The sequence below is a fragment of the Nostoc sp. NMS4 genome (assembly GCF_017115095.1).
GTDB lineage: Bacteria > Cyanobacteriota > Cyanobacteriia > Cyanobacteriales > Nostocaceae > Nostoc.
Window position 1 is genome coordinate 1 of record NZ_JABXKI010000342.1, and the last position, 16,802, is coordinate 16,802.

Here is a 16,802-nt window from a genome sequence, read left to right on the forward strand (position 1 = left end):
GATTGGAATTGCGATATTATCCGTTCAATTTTTAACAATCAATACATAAAATATATGAAAAAATCAATCATCCAAGCATCTGCCCTAATTCAAAGTACCTTCAAGTCACCCAAAGGAATTTTCTTGACGCTGGTGTTGACAAGCTTGCTATCTTGTGCTGTCGGATTCATTGAAAACAATGCTGCTGGGGCTATTCCTTACCCAGACCGCACTCAATTATCCCAATCGCAAGTAAACGAGTTGCCGAGGGCGATCGCTAATAAGATTTTACGAGATGCGTCCAAGAATTCCGGTGTACCTAGACGGGAATTACAGATTACCCAAGTCACATCAAAAACCTTTGGTAATCCCTGTGAGTTCAATTTTGGAGAAGTTTGTACTAGGGAATACAACCCCGTTGAAGGCTGGGAAGTAGTTGTCAGAGTCCGCCAAGATTCCTGGACTTACCATGTAGATAAATCTGGAAAGCAAATCATTTTAGATCCGAAAGTGATTACTTTACAAACATTGCCCAAGGCGATCGCAGATGCAATTTTGACTGATGCCTCAAGCCGTTCTGGGTTGGAAATCGCTGATTTAAAAATTACTCAAACTACACTAAAAACCTTTGGAAATCTCTGCCAATTCAACTTTGGCGAAGTCTGCACCCAGCAGTACGACCCCGTGGAAGGTTGGGAAGTAATTGTCAAGGTTAAAGAGCTATCTTGGATTTATCATGTGAATAAATCCACTTCGCAAATAATTTTAGATCCCAAAGCTAACGCCACTCAAAAAAGTTATTGAAGAAGAATTCAGAATTCAGGATTCAGGATTCAGAATTAAGAAGTTTGCGGAATCGCTACCCCCGCGCTATCAGTCGGGGATACCCTACGGGATCTTGCTACAGATCCGCCAGTGGATTGTTGCACCACTAAATCTAGGATTTGGTGGGGATTTATGAACTTACGCTAAAGTATCCACCATATTCTGACTCCTGACTCCTGAATAGCGATCGCAATTGACTAAATCCTTTATTTAATTGCAGTTATAGCAATTTTAATAGTATATAATAATGGATCGTGTCGAATCAAAGCTAGACCATGCCTAAACTAAAGACTCGTAAAGCTGCGGCAAAACGATTCCGTGCCACCGGTAGCGGCAAAATCGTCCGTCGGAAAGCGTTCAAAAGCCACCTTTTAGAACACAAATCTTCTGACAAAAAACGTGGTATGCGTAAAAGTGCGCTTGTACACGAACGCGACGAACTGAACGTCCGCTTGATGCTCCCATATTTGTAAGTATTTTAGGAAATAAGTTATGACTCGGGTAAAACGCGGTAATGTAGCTCGCAAACGCCGCAATAAAATTCTCAAACTAGCTAAAGGTTTTCGCGGTTCCCATTCAACTCTGTTTAGAACCGCCAACCAACAAGTGATGAAGGCGCTACGGAGTGCCTACCGCGATCGCAAAAAGAAAAAGCGCGATTTCCGTCGCCTTTGGATCGCCCGCATCAACGCTGCTTCTCGGCAACACGGCTTGAGTTACAGCCAGTTGATCGGTAACTTGAAAAAAGCTGATATCCAACTAAATCGCAAGATGTTGGCGCAATTGGCAGTCCTCGATCCAGCTAGTTTCGGCAAAGTTGCGGAATTGGCAATTCAAGCTAAAGGATAAAGGTGGTAGAGGATGTATAACAGATGTAACAGATGGCAAGTAATTACTCGGTTACATCTGGTATTATCCGCCACTATCTTTTGGATTTTTTGCTTTTCTCTAGTGGTGACGGGATTAACTGCATCTGCTGCCGAAATGTCAGAAATTCAGCAGCGCGGCTATTTAAATGTTGCCGTTAAAGATAACTTGCGTCCCTTGGGATTTAAAGATGCTAACGGGAATTTGCAAGGCTTTGAAATTGACTTGGCCAAGCATTTGGCAGTTGACTTGGTTGGGAAAGCCGAAGCTGTAAAATTTCAACCTGTAGCGAATAGCGATCGCCTGTCTGTAGTCTTAGACAAGAAAGTTGATTTTGCGATCGCTAGAGTCACAGCAACCGAGTCACGCGCCCGCATAGTTAGTTTCAGTGTTCCCTACTATTTGGATGGCACTGTCTTAGTTACAAAAGATCCCTCTGTACAACAGTTGAGTGATTTGTCAAAACAAAAAATTGCCGTACTCAACAACTCCAGTACCGTTGCTAAAGTGCGGTACTATCTGCCAAACGCCGAGTTAGTAGGAGTAAATTCTTATAAAGAAGCGCGAGAGAGAATAGAAAATAATGCCGCCGTTGCCTTTGCCGCAGATGCTAGTGTTCTAAGTGGTTGGGTACAACAATATCCTCAATATCGGCTACTACCAACAAAATTATCAACTGAACCCTTATCTGTAGTAATGCCCAAGGGATTGCAGTACGATGAGTTAAGACGAAATGTGAATCAAGCGATCGCTCGTTATTTAGAAAAAGGTTGGCTCCAGCAACGCTCTCAATATTGGGGTTTACCGTAAATTGGTCATTGGTCATTAGTGAATAACAAATGACAAATGACAAATGACAAATAACAAACTTTATAATATTTGTATTTGCAGTAATGGATAACAATCTAGCCGTAGTTTACCTCTCAATTTTGGTGGTTATACTCACAATTGCAGCCGTGAGTGTGTTTCGCCAGATTTTCAAAACTCGTAAGGTTGAAGGCTCTTTTGCCAGATTGCGAAAGAAGTTAGAGAAAGAAAAGGGTACGACTCAAGAATATTATGAGTTAGGCAGTATTTATTCCGAAAAAAAAATGTACTCTCAAGCGATCGCGCTATTTCAAAAAGCTATTAAAGCTGCCGAAGAAGAGGGAGAAGAAGATATCGCCCCCATTTACAACGGACTGGGCTATATTTATTTTACCCAAGAGCAATATGACTTAGCAATTCGTCAGTACAAAGAAGCGCTCAAATCTAAACCAGACTACGTAACAGGATTGAATAATCTCGGCCATGCCTACGAGAAGAAAAAATTAACGACTCAGGCCTTACAAAGTTACGAAGAAGCACTCAAATTAGCTCCAAATAACTCTATTGCTAAACGCCGTGCTGAATCTTTACGCCGTTTGGTTTCGGCGTAAGATAAGCATAATACCCGGAACTCTACCCCGCAAGCCTACCGTGTATACACAAGTCTGAAATAGCTGAGTAACCAAGGTTTTACCCCACCCTAACCCTCCCCTTGCAAAGGGGAGGGAATTAGATTTTCCGGTTTCCCCCTTTGCAAGGGGGGTAATTTGACTTCTGTATACACCGTAGCCTTATAAAGGGGAGGGAACTAGATTTCTTGTTTCCCCCCTTTGCAAGGGGGGATTAAGGGGGGTAATTCGACTTGTGTGTACACTGTAGCCCCGGAAGCGGGGAAGGGTTGGGAGAGCAGTTATTTTATTATAATTAATTTCGCTTTAGCCTCTTAATTTATCGGTTTTTAATCTTAGGTTTGGAAATAGATAACTATAAGTCTTTTGTAAAAATGTAAAAGATGATTAAGCGGCTAAAGCGTTTTTTGTGGCTATCTATTGCGATCATTTCCATCATTTCTATCTCAATCGGATTAATGGGAAGATTGACGGCTCAACAGCCTTCGATTTCCCATCCTCTCACTTCACTAACCGAGGTAGAAATTAGCACGGCTGTTTCGATTATTCAAAGAGAAAAAACTTTGAGTGAAATAGCAGCTTTTCCACTTATTGCTTTACAAGAACCAGATAAAGAAGAAGTTATAAACTTTACACCTGGTAAAGCTTTTGAGCGAAAAGTTTTTTTGGTAATCTCTGAGCGATCGCTAAATAAAACCTTTGAGGGTATCGTCGATCTAAGAACCAAAACCTTAAGTTCTTGGAAAGAAATACCGTCTGTGCAACCTGCGATCGCTAATTCCGAATATGAACTAGCAACTCAGATAGTCAAAGCCGATCCTCGATGGCAAAAAGCGATGCAAAGGCGAGGAATTACTGATTTTGAACAAGTCAAAATTAGTTGGTGGGCACCAGGAATTTTGAGTCAACAGGAAGAAGCAACGGGTAATCGTCTTTGTCGCGGTTTATCTTATTATAAAGGCAAAGCTTGGAACTATTACGGTAGTCCCATTGAAGGAGTCCTGGCAACAGTCAATTTGAACGCGGGTAAAATCGCCAGTTTTGTTGATAAAGGAAACATACCTTTTTCTAAAGAAAACTGGAATTATGATATCAAATCCTTGGGTAAATTACTGTCACCACTTAAAGCATTAAAGATTCTCCAACCAAATGGTGTAAATTTCCAGATTAAAGACAATGAAATTAGCTGGCAAGGTTGGAAGTTTCGTTATTCAATGCATCCTCGGAATGGATTAATGCTGTACCAAGTAACGCACAAGGACGGCGAAAATATTCGACCAGTTTTATATCGCGCCAGTCTTTCAGAAATGGTAGTACCTTATGGCGATCCTCAGCCTAATTGGTCATTTAGAAATGCCTTTGATGTTGGAGAATACAACCTGGGTTTACTAGCAAATCCGATGGAATTAGGTAAGGAAATTCCCGAAAATGGTTTGTTGCTAAATGCTGTATTTGCTAATGAACAGGGAGAACCTTATAAAATATTAGGAGTTATCGGTATCTACGAGCGCGATCGCGGAATGCTTTGGAAACATTATGAGTATAATACTCAACGTAATGATGTCCGTCGCAGTCGAGAATTAGTGATGACAATGACGGTGGCTGTTGACAACTATGATTACAGCCTTAATTGGATCTTTCACCAAGATGGGACTTTGGAAGTCCAAAATGAGTTAACAGGTATCGTACTGGCGCAGGGAACGGCTGTCCAACAGCAATCTGATGATGATTCCTATGGTCGGTTAATTGCTCAAAATATCTTCGGAGTAAATCATCAGCACTTTTTCAACTATCGCCTAGATTTCGATGTCGATGGTCAGGCGAATTCTGTGATGGAAATGAATGTGAAAGCTTTACCGATGGATGAGAAAAATCCTTTAGGAAATGCGATCGCACTTTCAGAAACCTCACTAGCCAAAGAAACGGCGGCTGTGCGCGATTTGGATCTGAAAAGCAGTCGAGAATGGATGATTGTTAGTGCAGACAAGAAAAATACGCTAGGGGCTGCACCAGGATATATGCTGATGCCTGGTGGAAACTCGATATTTTTCCCTGTGGAAGGTTCAAAAATTCGGGAACGGGCAAAATTTGCGACTCATCACCTCTGGGTAACAAAATATAAACCGACAGAACTCTATGCTGGCGGTGATTATCCGAACCAAAGTCAACCTGGACAGGGTTTACCAAAATATATCTCAGACGATGAAGCCTTGATGGGTGAAGATATCGTACTATGGTACACAATGGGCGTAACTCATATTCCGCGATCGGAAGATTGGCCTGTGATGCCTGTTCACCGAGTTGGCTTTAAGCTAGTCCCTAGAGGATTCTTTAGCCGGAATCCAGCGATAAATTTGCCAGAGTAAAATATTCGTTTTCTAAAGTTTACTTCGTTCAGTTTTTTCGCAATCTGTAAACCTTATGACTTACGCAGAAGAGATCCCCCAACTCCCTTAAAAAGGGGGCTTTTAAGATTCCCCCCTTTTTAAGGGGGGTTAGGGGGGATCGAGGTTTCAGGTTTTCAATGCGTAAGTCCTGAACCTGTAACTTGAATGCTGATAAACTTATATAGTTCAAACACTGGCACTTGTTAAAAGTAGGATATCTAATGAACTTTCCAGAAATTAATATTCCCGGTAATGGCAAGCTGCACGCTCGTTTAATTACTTCCTTGGGTGAAATTGTAGTTCGTTTGGAAGAAGATCGAACCCCCAACACCGTCAAAAATTTTGTCGGTCTAGCAACCGGAACAATCGACTGGAAAGACCCTAAAACTGGTGAATCTGGCAAAGGAGCTCCAGCTTACGATGGGGTTCGCTTTCACCGAGTCATCCCTGATTTTATGATTCAGTGTGGCGATCCTCTGAGTCGTTATCTAGATACAGCCAGCCGATGGGGTACTGGTGGACCAGGATATCAATTTGAGGATGAGTTTCATCCTGAATTGAGACACACTGGTGCAGGTATCCTGTCAATGGCTAATGCCGGACGCGGTACTAATGGTTCGCAATGGTTCATTACAGAAGCACCAACGCCTCACCTTGACAACAAACACAGTGTTTTTGGTGAAGTTGTCCAAGGTCTAGATATAGTCAACAAGATCGCTAATGTGCCTACAACTAGAGATCGTCCGAATCAAGAAGTAGTGTTACAAAAAGTAGAAATTTTTCGACAATAATTAACACCTCGGTTTGTAGTAAGTACTTTAGTGCTTAGAAAATAAGGACTAAAGTCCTTACTACAAACTTGTTTACCCATCAAGATTTTGCAGCCCCATCGCAATCTTACTGTGTTTTTCAATTTGCCCCATAACTTGTTTAGCGCGTTGAATAACTACGGCTGGTAAACCCGCCAATCTTCCCGCTTCAATTCCATAAGACTTATCAGCACCTCCTGGTTGAACTTGGTGCAAAAAGATAATTTGGTCGGGTAATTCTTTCACTGTCACTTGATAATTAGCCACATTTGGAATAATGCTAGCCAGTTCATTTAACTCGTGATAATGGGTGGCAAAAATGGTGCGTGACCGAATATCCACTGCGATATATTCTGCCACCGCCCAAGCTATAGAAAGACCATCAAATGTGGCTGTTCCGCGACCAATTTCATCTAATAATACCAGCGACCTAGATGTGGCATGATTGAGAATATTTGCGGTTTCATTCATTTCCACCATGAAAGTAGATTGACCAGTTGCTAAATCATCTACAGCACCAACACGGGTGAAAATGCGATCGCATATTCCCAATCTAGCAAACTTAGCTGGTACAAAACTACCAATTTGTGCCATTAACTGAATCAATCCCACCTGACGCAAATAACAACTTTTGCCACTGGCATTTGGCCCAGTGAGGATAATTAAGTCAGGACTGTCATTTGTCATTTGTCCTTGGTCATTTGTCATTTGTCCTTGGTCATCTGCTAATGACACATGACTAATGACTAATGACTCTCTTCCCAATTGCGTCGAATTCGGCACAAAGAACCCCGCAGGTAAAGACTGTTCCACCACCGGATGACGACCATCAACAATGTTAATCTCCCTTCCTGGCAACATTTCGGGACGACAGTAACCTTGATGCACCGCCAACTCAGCCAAACCACACAACACATCCGCCGCCGCCACTGCCCGAGACAAATTGCGAATTACTTCCGCTTCTTGCGCTACCTCTTCTCGCAACGCCGTAAAAATCTCATATTCCAACTGATTTAAATCATCCCGCGCCGTCAAAATCCGGGCTTCTCGTTCCTTCAAATCTGGGGTGATGTAACGTTCCTCATTCGTCAGGGTTTGCTTGCGGATATAATTAGCGGGTACTTGGTCAGCTTTGCTGCGGGAAATACTGATATAATAACCAAAAGTTTTGTTAAATCCTACCTTCAGTGTCGAAATTCCTGTCTTAGCCCTCTCATCAACTTCCAAGTTGGCAATCCATTGTTGGTCTGCTTCTACAGTCGCCTTTCTCTCATCCAACAAGGCATTGACACTAGGGCGAATCAATCCGCCTTCCTTGATTAGTATAGGTGGTGACTCGACAAGATGTACGTGTAACTTCTGTGCCAATTCTTCCAACACACTTGGGACTTTCTGCAAAGCTTTCAGGAATGGAGAATGCGTCTCAACTACTAAGTTGGATAATTCCGGTAAGCGTGAAAGAGAATCTGCCAAAGCGACTAAATCTCTAGCGTTCGCTGTACCAGAACCCGCCCTTCCGGTGAGGCGTTCTAAATCATAAATTTGCCTTAACAACTGCCGCAAATCTTGACGCAAGGGCGTATTTTCCATCAATTCTTGGATGGTATCAAGACGGGCCCGAATGCCTTTAATATCGAGTAATGGTTGCAACAACCACCGCCGCAAAGCCCGCCCACCCATTGATGTACTAGTTTTATCTAACGCCCAAAGTAGGGAACCGTGAAAAGTTCCATCCCGGACGGTTTGAGTAATTTCTAGGTTACGGCGGGTTTGATTGTCAACAATTAGATAGTCGGTGACAGTGTAGCTGCGGAGTCTTTGGAGAGTAACTGGGTTTTCTTTTTGAGTATCTTCCAAGTATTCCAGAAGACCACCGGCTGCACGGACAGCCAGGGGAAGATGATCGCAACCGAGTCCTTCGAGCGATCGCACCTTAAATTTCTGCAATAATCTAGGTCTGGCTTCTCCTTGAGAAAATGGTACTTGCGATCGCAAACTATAGCAAAATGATGGTGGTAAACACTCCGGTAGATGTGGCGAAGTTTCTCCCGGACGTAGTAAACTACCCAAGTCAGGCGCATTTGTCGGAAATAACACCTCTGAAGGCTGCAAGCGCATTAATTCTTGTGTCAAATGTTCTAGTTCGCTACCTTGAGTGGTAAGAAATTCACCTGTGGAGATGTCTGCATAAGCTAAACCCCAATGATTTGCGGCAATTACTACTGCTGCTAAGTAATTATTGCGACTGGATTTTAGCATTCCTTCTTCTAGCAAAGTACCGGGGGTAAGAATGCGCGTTACCTCCCGTCGCACTAATCTCCCAGCCGCTTCCGAAGCATCTTCCACTTGGTCGCAAATTACCACTGCGTAGCCTTTTTCTACCAGCATCGTCGCGTAGCGTTCCCAAGCGTGATGGGGTACACCAGACATCGCCACTCGTCCCTGTTCCCCAGCTTGCTTACTAGTAAGGACTAATTCTAATTCTTGTGCTAGTTTGACAGCATCTTGAAAATAGCATTCAAAGAAATCTCCTACCCGATACAGCAATATGGCGTGAGGATATTTATCCTTCGTCTCGACATAGTGCAGGTACATTTGACTTAGCTTACTGCGGTCAACCTGTCGATGGTCAGAAATAAAAGTACTCGCGTCGGGTTTAGATGGAGTTTCAGAGTGAGAAGCGGTCATAGATGCTACTGAGTTACGCACGGAAATTTCACAATATCCGATGATAGCTTGATGTTAGAGATCAATGGCGATGCCTGGGGGCGTACTACGCCTATGCTCAAGGATATTTTACCTTTATCTGAACAATAGTGCTGAGGTATTTGCTTAACATTGCTAGGACTAAGATTTATACACACTCTACGAATTAATAAATTAAGCTTTTTTGCAATTCAATTTTTGCCTAATTTTGAATTGGTATCACTTGTTCAGTTTAGAAAAGCATTGGATGCTCTAACACCATGACTTTTATAGCAGAACTGTGATTTTAAGCAGTAATTAGGGAAATATAAGTTTGATTAACTTTGTAATTATCGCAATACTTGTTCGGGGTGTTACTAGAAATGTTACTTCAAGGTTGAGGTTGAAAGTATGTTGGCTATACATAGCATGATAAATGCTAATAATCTGAACTTGCGATTAGAATCTACTTTGCAAGAATTACCACTTTGGTCTGTTTACGTAGAAGCAGATAGTCCAGTAAATGATTTGAATACACTCTTTAAGCAAGAGCCTTTACTACCAGGAATTATCCTAGTGAAGAATCATGACTATCTGGGGATGATTTCTCGACAAAGATTTTTTGAACACATGAGCCGTCCCTATAGTTTCCCACTATTTTCTAAACGGCCTGCGATAAATCTGATTAACTTTCTTCAACCAGAGGTACGTGTAATTTCTGAGGATACGCTGATTGTAGAAGCAAATAAGCTAGCTTTGGAGCGAGAACCTAAATTTGTTTACGAGCCGATTTTAATAGAAACTCAGTTAGGTAACTATAAGCTACTCGATTTCCATCATTTACTTTTAGCTTATTCGCAAATTCATATTTTAACATTAGCTCAATTAGAGCAAGTTGAAGAACAATCTAGAATCACTAAAGTAGGTTTTCGTACCCTTAAGAATAACTATACTCGATTAATTCAGAATGAAAAAATGGCAGCTTTAGGACAACTAGTTGCTGGTATTGCACACGAAATCAATAACCCTGTAAACTTTATTGCTGGCAACCTTGTTTATGCGCTTAACTACACTCAAGATTTATTAAAATTAGTTAATCTATATCAGCACCATTATCCCGCACCAGTGGCAGAAATTCAAACTGCGATCGCTGATATTGAACTAGAATTTTTAACTAGTGATTTCCTCGACCTTCTTAATTCTATGAAATTTGGTACTGAGCGTATCCAAGAGATAGTTCTTTCTTTGCGCAATTTCTCTCGTCTTGATGAATCTGATAAAAAAATAGTTGATATTCATGAAGGTATTGATAGCACTCTAACAATATTACAAAGCCGTCTGATAAATCACCAAACAGGTGAAACAATTACTATTCATAAAGAATATGGAAATTTACCACAAGTAGAATGCTACGCTGGGTTAATAAATCAAGTATTTATGAATATTATCACAAATGCAATTGATGCTATCTTCGAGAGATTTGAATCAGCTGATTCAAATCTAAAATCACCTTTAATTACTATTCGTACTGAAGTCACCGATAATCAGCAAGTAGTTATTCGTATTGCCGATAATGGTATAGGAATTCCCAAGGATATACAAAAGCGATTATTTGACCCCTTCTTCACCACTAAACCAGTTGGTAAAGGCACTGGATTAGGGCTATCTATTAGCTATCAAATTGTTGTGGAAAAACATTGTGGTCAACTGCAATGTATATCTACCGAAAAAGAAGGAACCGAGTTTATTATTACAATTCCTGTCCAACTTAATTCATGAAAAGTTAGTTAAAAAATCTCTATTTTGGGTAAATAGTAATCGCTCTAGGCTTTTTTGCGATCGCTACGACGTGTAGGTGCTGGTTTAGCTGGCTCATAAGCCTTTAATCCCCCATCACCGGTAAAAATTTCTACTTGAAAGGTGCTACTGGTTTTGGCGTAATATTCAGCCACAGTCTTAATTGTCGCATCTCCGATAGAAATCTTTCTAGATGCTAGAGTAGGCCATTCAGTAGCCAGTTGTTTCAATTGCTCTGAGTTCCAAAGTTCACCTACTTGAGTTTCAAAAACTCCCCAAGGTATAACTCCATCTGCTACTTTCACTAAAATATTACCGAAAGCTTGAGCAATTTCATATCGCTTAGAGTTAGCTTGTGCAATGTGATTACCAGTTTCTATAATTGTTGCTATTGGTAGTATAAACTTCGCACCTTGTTTTTCTTCTTCCTGAAAACGGGCTTCAACTCTTTTTTTATTCCATTTATCATTATCAGAACCACAAGTCTCTTTACCAGGTACACCTAAGTAAACGCAAAGTATGGATGTGTCAATAATCAAAACCTTTCTCATATTTAACTTTACTTATTATCAGAAAGGCTCTTTTCAATTGCGCCTTTTGTTGCTAGTTTACCTAAAGTACCCGATGCTAACAAAAGAGGAAGATTTTCAATATCTTCTAAAAGTGTAAGTTTGCTTTCTCCAGTTTCTTTATCGCGGTGTGCGACAACCACAAAAGGAACTATCTCTGGGCCTAAAGCATCCAGTAAAGCTGGGTTATGGGTAGTTAGTAAAATATCAATTTTTCTTTTACTGCCAATTTCTCGCAATATTTTTACAAGTAATTCTGCACGCGAGGGATGAAGCCCATTATCTATTTCTTCAATTACTAGTTGACTTCCTTCTGGTCGGGTAAGTAATGCTGTAATAATTGCTATAAAGCGTAAAGTTCCATCAGACATAGTTTTAGCATTTATTATTGTCGTCTCTCCAGGTTTCCACTCTTCTTCACAATAAAGCATCGCATCAGTTTTAAGGGGAGCAACTGCTTCTGCAAATACTTTTTTGATATCGCCTTCTGGTAAATTCTTGACATAGGCAGATAGCGTTGCTTCTACTTCTACTTTACGCTCATCAGGTAATGCAGTGAGTACACCAGCTATATTTGATGCGTCACTTTCCAAGACATCAGAGATTGATGAATAATCCCGCATTTTAGAAGGAATTGGATTTATAACAAAAATATTTTCAAGACTATCAACAACCAAGTCATATTCTTTCAGTAATGGATGAACCAATGAGTCAATTTGTTTATCTCTATTATTAAAATGCTCTATAAGTTTTGATTTTACATCTTCTAGTAGTTGAATGTTTTCGTTTACAGATGCAATTAATGATTCTCCATTAGTAAGTTTTTTTAAATTTTCTATGTCACTATCATTTAATTTTTTTAATAACGAGGAACTATCAATAATTTTTGTAAATTCTGAATTAATATAACTTTGTGTCTGATTAATTTTATCTTTTACTTCATAGTAAGGAATTAATTGTTTTTTAATATTTGGTAGTAAAGATTTATTGGAAATATATTTTTTATCAAAATCCTCTTTATTGTTATTTTCATTAATTTCATTTTGAGGCTCTATTATATCTTCCATCAAAATATGAGTGATAGGTTTGGTTTGTACTGTAATGCTATAAAGGTAATCAATATTTTCATTTTTTCCCTGGATTAAGGCTTTTAATGTAAACTGAGTTTCAGGTTTGAGTGCAGCCCACTCTATACCACCGCGAAGAGATGGAAGTGTTTTATCTCCTGCTAAAGCTGCTTCAATATTCTCGCCTATAGCAATTCTTTGTAAAAATTCTAAAGCTTCAACAACATTAGACTTACCACTTGCATTTGTTCCAATAAGAACAGTCAACGGGTCAAGTGGAAGCTCCGCATAACGAAAACTTTTCCAGTTTTCTAAAATGAGTTGCTTAAGCATGATCAACTCCAAAACTCTATTTACTTAAATTTAGCTCCTATCAGTAGCGTTGGTAAAGCTCGCCACAGGCATCGCACAATTTTTTTATCCTTCAACATCCCACCCAAAAAACAGCAAAGCCAGCAGACAAAGTAAAAAATTGCGTAATTACTCTATCTAACTGGCTACATCTCACTGTGATTTTCACGATTTATTTTTCTGGCGGTAAATCTACACTGTAAACAGTCTTCCCAGCCAAGTTACGCAATGTTACCGTCATCACCTTTGTATTTCCATCAATTTTCACTCCTCCAAAGAATTGCAAACCTTCACTTGGCGGTCGATTTGCTTTTGTACCTGGAGGAAGGCTTTGAAATATCAATTGTGGTCCAAAAGTATTTTCCAATTGGTTTGGCCCAAATGTGCCAGAGTTAAGGGGACCTGCGACGAACTCCCAAAAAGGCTTAAAGTCGGTAAACTGCGCTTTTGCGGGGTCGTAATAATGGGCTGCTGCATAATGTACATCAGCAGTTAACCAAACAACATTCTGAATATTTTTGTTTTTGATAAATCGTAATAAATCGGCAAGTTCTAGTTCTCTTCCTAAAGCTGGGCTATCTCCATTTGCCCAAGCTTCAAAATCTGTGCTACCGTCTTTAACTATTAACCCCAAAGGCATATCACTAGCAATTACTTTCCAGGTTGCTTTTGATGACAACAATTGCTTTTTCAACCATTGCACTTGTCTTCTGCTCAAAAAATCTGTTTCTTTACTTGGTACTGGCTGATTATTGGGAGAATTTGGCCCCCGATAGGTGCGCTCATCCAGCATGAAAATGTCTAATAATGGGCCATAGTTAAAAGAGCGATAAATTTTCGCTTTATCTGGATTATTGTTTGCACATCCAATAGGCAGATATTCTAAAAACGCTTGTCTTGCTCTTTGGGCTAGCAAGTTAACATCCTTAACTGTATAACGGTCATCGTTGAGAATAATTTGTCCAGGATACCAATTGTTTCTTGTTTCGTGGTCATCCCACTGTGCCAATATGGGAACTTCAGCATTGAAACGCTTGATATTTTTATCTAGCAAATTATATATATAGTTGCCACGAAATTCTGTGATAGTTTCTGCTACTTTGGATTTTTCTGGTGTGGTGATGTTTTTCCAGATTGTGCCGTCGTCTAAAGTCACTTCTGATTGAATCGGGCCATCAGCATAAATATTATCGCCAGAATGAATGAAAAAGTCAGGATGAAGTTGGCGCATAGTTTCGTAAATTTTCATCCCGCCAAAATCAGGATTAATCCCCCATCCTTGACCGGCGGTGTCGCCACCCCAAACAAAGAATACATCTCGTCCAGACTTGGGGGGAGTTCGGAAACTGCCATAAAAAGGAGCGCTGTAAGTACCTTGATAATCTAAATCTTGGAAAATCACCCGATAAAATAATTTTTGGTCTGGTGGTAGATTCTTTAGATAAAGTCGTGCTGTAAAGTCGCTATTCTTTAAAGCATTGGGACCCACAACTCGCTGTAGATTGCGGAAAGATTCAGTGTGAGAATATTCTACGATCATTTTTGCGGGGCGATCGCTCCGACTCCAAATCACGATGCCATCGTTAGATATATCTCCGCTAGCTACACCATAAGGTATGCCAGGACGCATTTTATCAGAAGTGATAATTGCAGGTGCTTCGCCAAAAACTGCTGATTTGCCGACAAAATTGGTGGAAATAACTCCACCAGCCGTGATAGCTGAACGTAGCAAAAATTCTCGTCGATTTAGCTTCAATTGGTAATCAGATTCCATATTAAATAATAGCAACCTTAAACTAAAGGATTACAGGATAAGTGTTTACCACACGTTGTTATCTCAACAAGTAAAGATTAAGTTATCTCATGGTTAATAAAATATATTTAGTTTGATGTAATCAGAATGGTAGTGTTGATTATGAACTGGTGTGAGCAAATTTATCCATGACCAAAATTTATTAGTTTGTTAATTTTGAATTTTGAATTTTGAATTTTGAATTCGGAGCGAAGCGACGTGACTGCTGCTGTCTTTCTAGAAAATGTCTACAAGTTTTACAACAATGTACCTGTAGTCAATGACCTGTCATTCCAAATTGAAGCGGGGGAGATGTTTGCTCTACTTGGCCCGAACGGTGCGGGTAAATCAACCACAATTCGGATGCTTACTACCCTCACGAAACCATCTCAAGGACGGATAGAAGTAGGTGGATATGATGTGATGAGCCAAGCAACGTTGGCAAAACGGAGTATTGGTGTAGTCTTGCAACAAGTCAGTGTGGATAATGATTTAACCGTCTGGGAAAATATGGAACTGCACGGGAGGCTACATCACATTAGCAACCCGCAGCGACAAAAACTGATTAATCAATGGCTAGAGTATGTTGAGCTAGCAGAAAAACGTGATGATTTGGTAAAAACCCTGTCTGGGGGTATGAAACGACGGTTGCAAATTGCGAGAGCTTTATTACATCAACCGCAAATTTTGTTTTTAGATGAGCCAACTGTAGGACTAGACCCCCAAACTAGGCGACGCATCTGGGAAATTATTCGGGATTTGAATAAACAAGGGATGACGATGCTACTAACGACCCATTATATGGATGAGGTCGAATTTTTGTGCGATGCCTTTGGTTCTAGCAAGCCAGGACGCATCGGTATTATGGATGGCGGTAAGCTAATTTCTTTGGGAACTTTACAACAGCTGCGTTCTGCTCACGGTGAAGGTTTGGTGATGAAACAATTAGGTGTGTCTAATGTGGGAAGTGATGGCGCTCGTAGTTGGGAATATCTGTTTTTCCCATCTTTGTCAGCAGCAAATATCTACTTGAATGAACAGCCTGATAAAACTGGAATGATGGTGCGTCCCTCTAATCTGGAAGATATTTTTGTGGAATTAACGGGACGCAAGTTAGATTAACCTCATCCTCCTAACTGCCGCAGCATGGCTTCTACCCTTTCTACGCCATCTGAGTCATTGCGTCGTTTGTACAAGTCACGGGCTTTCTGAAGCAAGCTGTTTGCTTGTTTGGCTTGTCGTCGCTGTTTATACATCGAACCCATCAACTCATAAGTTTGGGCGTTGTTTTTATCCAAGTCGATGGCTTGTTGGTATGCCCAGGTAGCAGCATTGTAGTCTCCCATACGCGATTGCGTCACAGCCAATCCTAAATAGGCGTTGACATTGTTACGGTTTAGCTGTATGGCACGACGATAACCTTCCTTTGCTCCACGTGTGTCGCCCAAATTGGCTTTGATGTAACCCACAGCGTAGTAAAAATCACTATTGTTAGGGCTAATAGCGATCGCTCGACGATAAGATGTTAATGCTGCTTGGTAATTTCCCTGTTGAGCGTATAAATACCCAATACCTGAATGGATTTTAGCATTCTTCGGATCTATACTAGCTGCTTGCTGATAAACTGCGATCGCACCACCATAATCGCCAGCATTCACTAATCTCCGTCCTTCCTCCAGTAATTGCTTTAACTCTGGGTTTTTGGCTTGCGCCACTAATACCTGAGCCTGAGCTACTGAAGGTATGGTGAAAGTAAAACATCCTAGTAACACCACACTAAACACGAATGATGTTGGCTTGTACACAGTAAATTTCCTGAAATTTTAGAGGACTTTTTTCTTGTACATTAAAACAAAAATATGGACTTTTGAAAACTGTATTTCTTCGTATTAATTAAGATGTTAATAGTTCATTCTCATTTCCTTTACATTTAGCACTGCATAACAGAGTTTTTACTGAAGCATGAAGTGTAAGCGATCGATGAGTAAGTGAAGTTTCTTACATATAAACCACTACATAGCAAAATCACACCTTTTTTTAATCAGTAGTTATACGTGTTACCCAGAAGAACCTAACAGGTATCTTACTTGATTCTAGATGCTGATGCGCCAAGCTTACAGGCTTTGGCATTTATTCCTGTTTTTATTTCATTTAATAATCAAACAGAATTCAGGAGTCAGAATTCAGAATTCAGAATGAATTTTGACCGAAAAAGCGGATGAATAATCGGCGTTTTTG

Annotated in this window: 14 protein-coding genes; 9 read left to right on the forward strand and 5 right to left on the reverse strand. The window is 40.4% G+C overall.

Translation table 11 applies throughout. From position 1 onward, the window contains the following. The 7 genes from HWQ37_RS30425 to HWQ37_RS30455 all read left to right on the forward strand — a co-directional run. Positions 1–783, forward strand: a 783-nt coding sequence (locus tag HWQ37_RS30425) for a hypothetical protein (protein ID WP_465249729.1), incomplete at its 5' end; no start/stop codon positions are given. A 296-nt stretch (positions 784–1,079) separates the two neighbouring features. After that, the gene (gene rpmI, locus HWQ37_RS30430; protein WP_094350284.1) at positions 1,080–1,277 is read left to right on the forward strand and encodes a 50S ribosomal protein L35; all 198 of its coding nucleotides are present in this window, start codon (positions 1,080–1,082) and stop codon (positions 1,275–1,277) included. Positions 1,278–1,296: 19 nt separating this feature from the next. After that, complete coding sequence (rplT, locus tag HWQ37_RS30435; RefSeq protein WP_104908268.1) at positions 1,297–1,653, forward strand: 50S ribosomal protein L20; 357 nt, start codon at positions 1,297–1,299, stop codon at positions 1,651–1,653. A gap of 12 nt (positions 1,654–1,665) precedes the next feature. Beyond that, positions 1,666–2,481: a transporter substrate-binding domain-containing protein gene (locus HWQ37_RS30440; protein ID WP_292754190.1), complete on the forward strand. Its 816-nt coding sequence runs from the start codon at positions 1,666–1,668 to the stop codon at positions 2,479–2,481. A gap of 83 nt (positions 2,482–2,564) precedes the next feature. Continuing rightward, a complete protein-coding gene (locus HWQ37_RS30445) occupies positions 2,565–3,089 on the forward strand; it encodes a tetratricopeptide repeat protein (protein WP_292754193.1) in 525 nt (174 codons plus the stop codon). A gap of 401 nt (positions 3,090–3,490) precedes the next feature. Next, positions 3,491–5,473, forward strand: coding sequence for a primary-amine oxidase (locus tag HWQ37_RS30450; protein WP_292754196.1), 1,983 nt, complete (start codon positions 3,491–3,493; stop codon positions 5,471–5,473). Positions 5,474–5,715: 242 nt separating this feature from the next. Beyond that, the gene (locus HWQ37_RS30455; RefSeq protein ID WP_292754199.1) at positions 5,716–6,285 is read left to right on the forward strand and encodes a peptidylprolyl isomerase; all 570 of its coding nucleotides are present in this window, start codon (positions 5,716–5,718) and stop codon (positions 6,283–6,285) included. 72 nt (positions 6,286–6,357) lie between these two features. Here HWQ37_RS30455 and mutS read toward each other — a convergent pair whose 3' ends face one another. Beyond that, positions 6,358–8,991 (reverse strand): DNA mismatch repair protein MutS, encoded by a 2,634-nt coding sequence (mutS, locus tag HWQ37_RS30460; protein ID WP_292754202.1) that lies wholly within the window; start codon positions 8,989–8,991, stop codon positions 6,358–6,360. 408 nt (positions 8,992–9,399) lie between these two features. On the opposite strand from mutS, the gene HWQ37_RS30465 reads away from it, so the two are divergent. Beyond that, positions 9,400–10,767: a sensor histidine kinase gene (locus tag HWQ37_RS30465; RefSeq protein WP_292754206.1), complete on the forward strand. Its 1,368-nt coding sequence runs from the start codon at positions 9,400–9,402 to the stop codon at positions 10,765–10,767. Positions 10,768–10,811: 44 nt separating this feature from the next. Here the strand turns inward: HWQ37_RS30465 and HWQ37_RS30470 are convergent, their stop codons facing one another. The 3 genes from HWQ37_RS30470 to HWQ37_RS30480 form a co-directional block, all read right to left on the reverse strand. Further along, on the reverse strand, positions 10,812–11,336 hold the full coding sequence (locus HWQ37_RS30470) for a hypothetical protein (RefSeq protein ID WP_292754209.1): 525 nt from the start codon (positions 11,334–11,336) through the stop codon (positions 10,812–10,814). Between the two features lie 8 nt (positions 11,337–11,344). After that, complete coding sequence (locus HWQ37_RS30475; RefSeq protein ID WP_292754212.1) at positions 11,345–12,754, reverse strand: AAA family ATPase; 1,410 nt, start codon at positions 12,752–12,754, stop codon at positions 11,345–11,347. A gap of 190 nt (positions 12,755–12,944) precedes the next feature. After that, positions 12,945–14,546, reverse strand: coding sequence for an alkaline phosphatase D family protein (locus tag HWQ37_RS30480; protein WP_292754215.1), 1,602 nt, complete (start codon positions 14,544–14,546; stop codon positions 12,945–12,947). Between the two features lie 237 nt (positions 14,547–14,783). Between HWQ37_RS30480 and HWQ37_RS30485 the strand changes: the two genes are divergently transcribed. Further along, positions 14,784–15,686, forward strand: coding sequence for an ABC transporter ATP-binding protein (locus tag HWQ37_RS30485; RefSeq protein ID WP_292754217.1), 903 nt, complete (start codon positions 14,784–14,786; stop codon positions 15,684–15,686). 2 nt (positions 15,687–15,688) lie between these two features. Here the strand turns inward: HWQ37_RS30485 and HWQ37_RS30490 are convergent, their stop codons facing one another. Continuing rightward, on the reverse strand, positions 15,689–16,369 hold the full coding sequence (locus HWQ37_RS30490; protein WP_292754220.1) for a tetratricopeptide repeat protein: 681 nt from the start codon (positions 16,367–16,369) through the stop codon (positions 15,689–15,691). Positions 16,370–16,802: the final 433 nt, after the last annotated feature.

What these genes read in the sequence shown, in the direction of transcription:
- rpmI (WP_094350284.1), top strand. Translation starts at nt 1,080, where the DNA reads ATGCCTAAACTAAAGACTCGTAAAGCTGCGGCAAAACGATTCCGTGCC.
- HWQ37_RS30440 (WP_292754190.1), top strand. Translation starts at nt 1,666, where the DNA reads ATGTATAACAGATGTAACAGATGGCAAGTAATTACTCGGTTACATCTG.
- HWQ37_RS30470 (WP_292754209.1), bottom strand. Translation starts at nt 11,336, where the DNA reads ATGAGAAAGGTTTTGATTATTGACACATCCATACTTTGCGTTTACTTA.
- mutS (WP_292754202.1), bottom strand. Translation starts at nt 8,991, where the DNA reads ATGACCGCTTCTCACTCTGAAACTCCATCTAAACCCGACGCGAGTACT.
- HWQ37_RS30480 (WP_292754215.1), bottom strand. Translation starts at nt 14,546, where the DNA reads ATGGAATCTGATTACCAATTGAAGCTAAATCGACGAGAATTTTTGCTA.
- rplT (WP_104908268.1), top strand. Translation starts at nt 1,297, where the DNA reads ATGACTCGGGTAAAACGCGGTAATGTAGCTCGCAAACGCCGCAATAAA.
- HWQ37_RS30445 (WP_292754193.1), top strand. Translation starts at nt 2,565, where the DNA reads ATGGATAACAATCTAGCCGTAGTTTACCTCTCAATTTTGGTGGTTATA.
- HWQ37_RS30475 (WP_292754212.1), bottom strand. Translation starts at nt 12,754, where the DNA reads ATGCTTAAGCAACTCATTTTAGAAAACTGGAAAAGTTTTCGTTATGCG.
- HWQ37_RS30465 (WP_292754206.1), top strand. Translation starts at nt 9,400, where the DNA reads ATGTTGGCTATACATAGCATGATAAATGCTAATAATCTGAACTTGCGA.
- HWQ37_RS30450 (WP_292754196.1), top strand. Translation starts at nt 3,491, where the DNA reads ATGATTAAGCGGCTAAAGCGTTTTTTGTGGCTATCTATTGCGATCATT.
- HWQ37_RS30455 (WP_292754199.1), top strand. Translation starts at nt 5,716, where the DNA reads ATGAACTTTCCAGAAATTAATATTCCCGGTAATGGCAAGCTGCACGCT.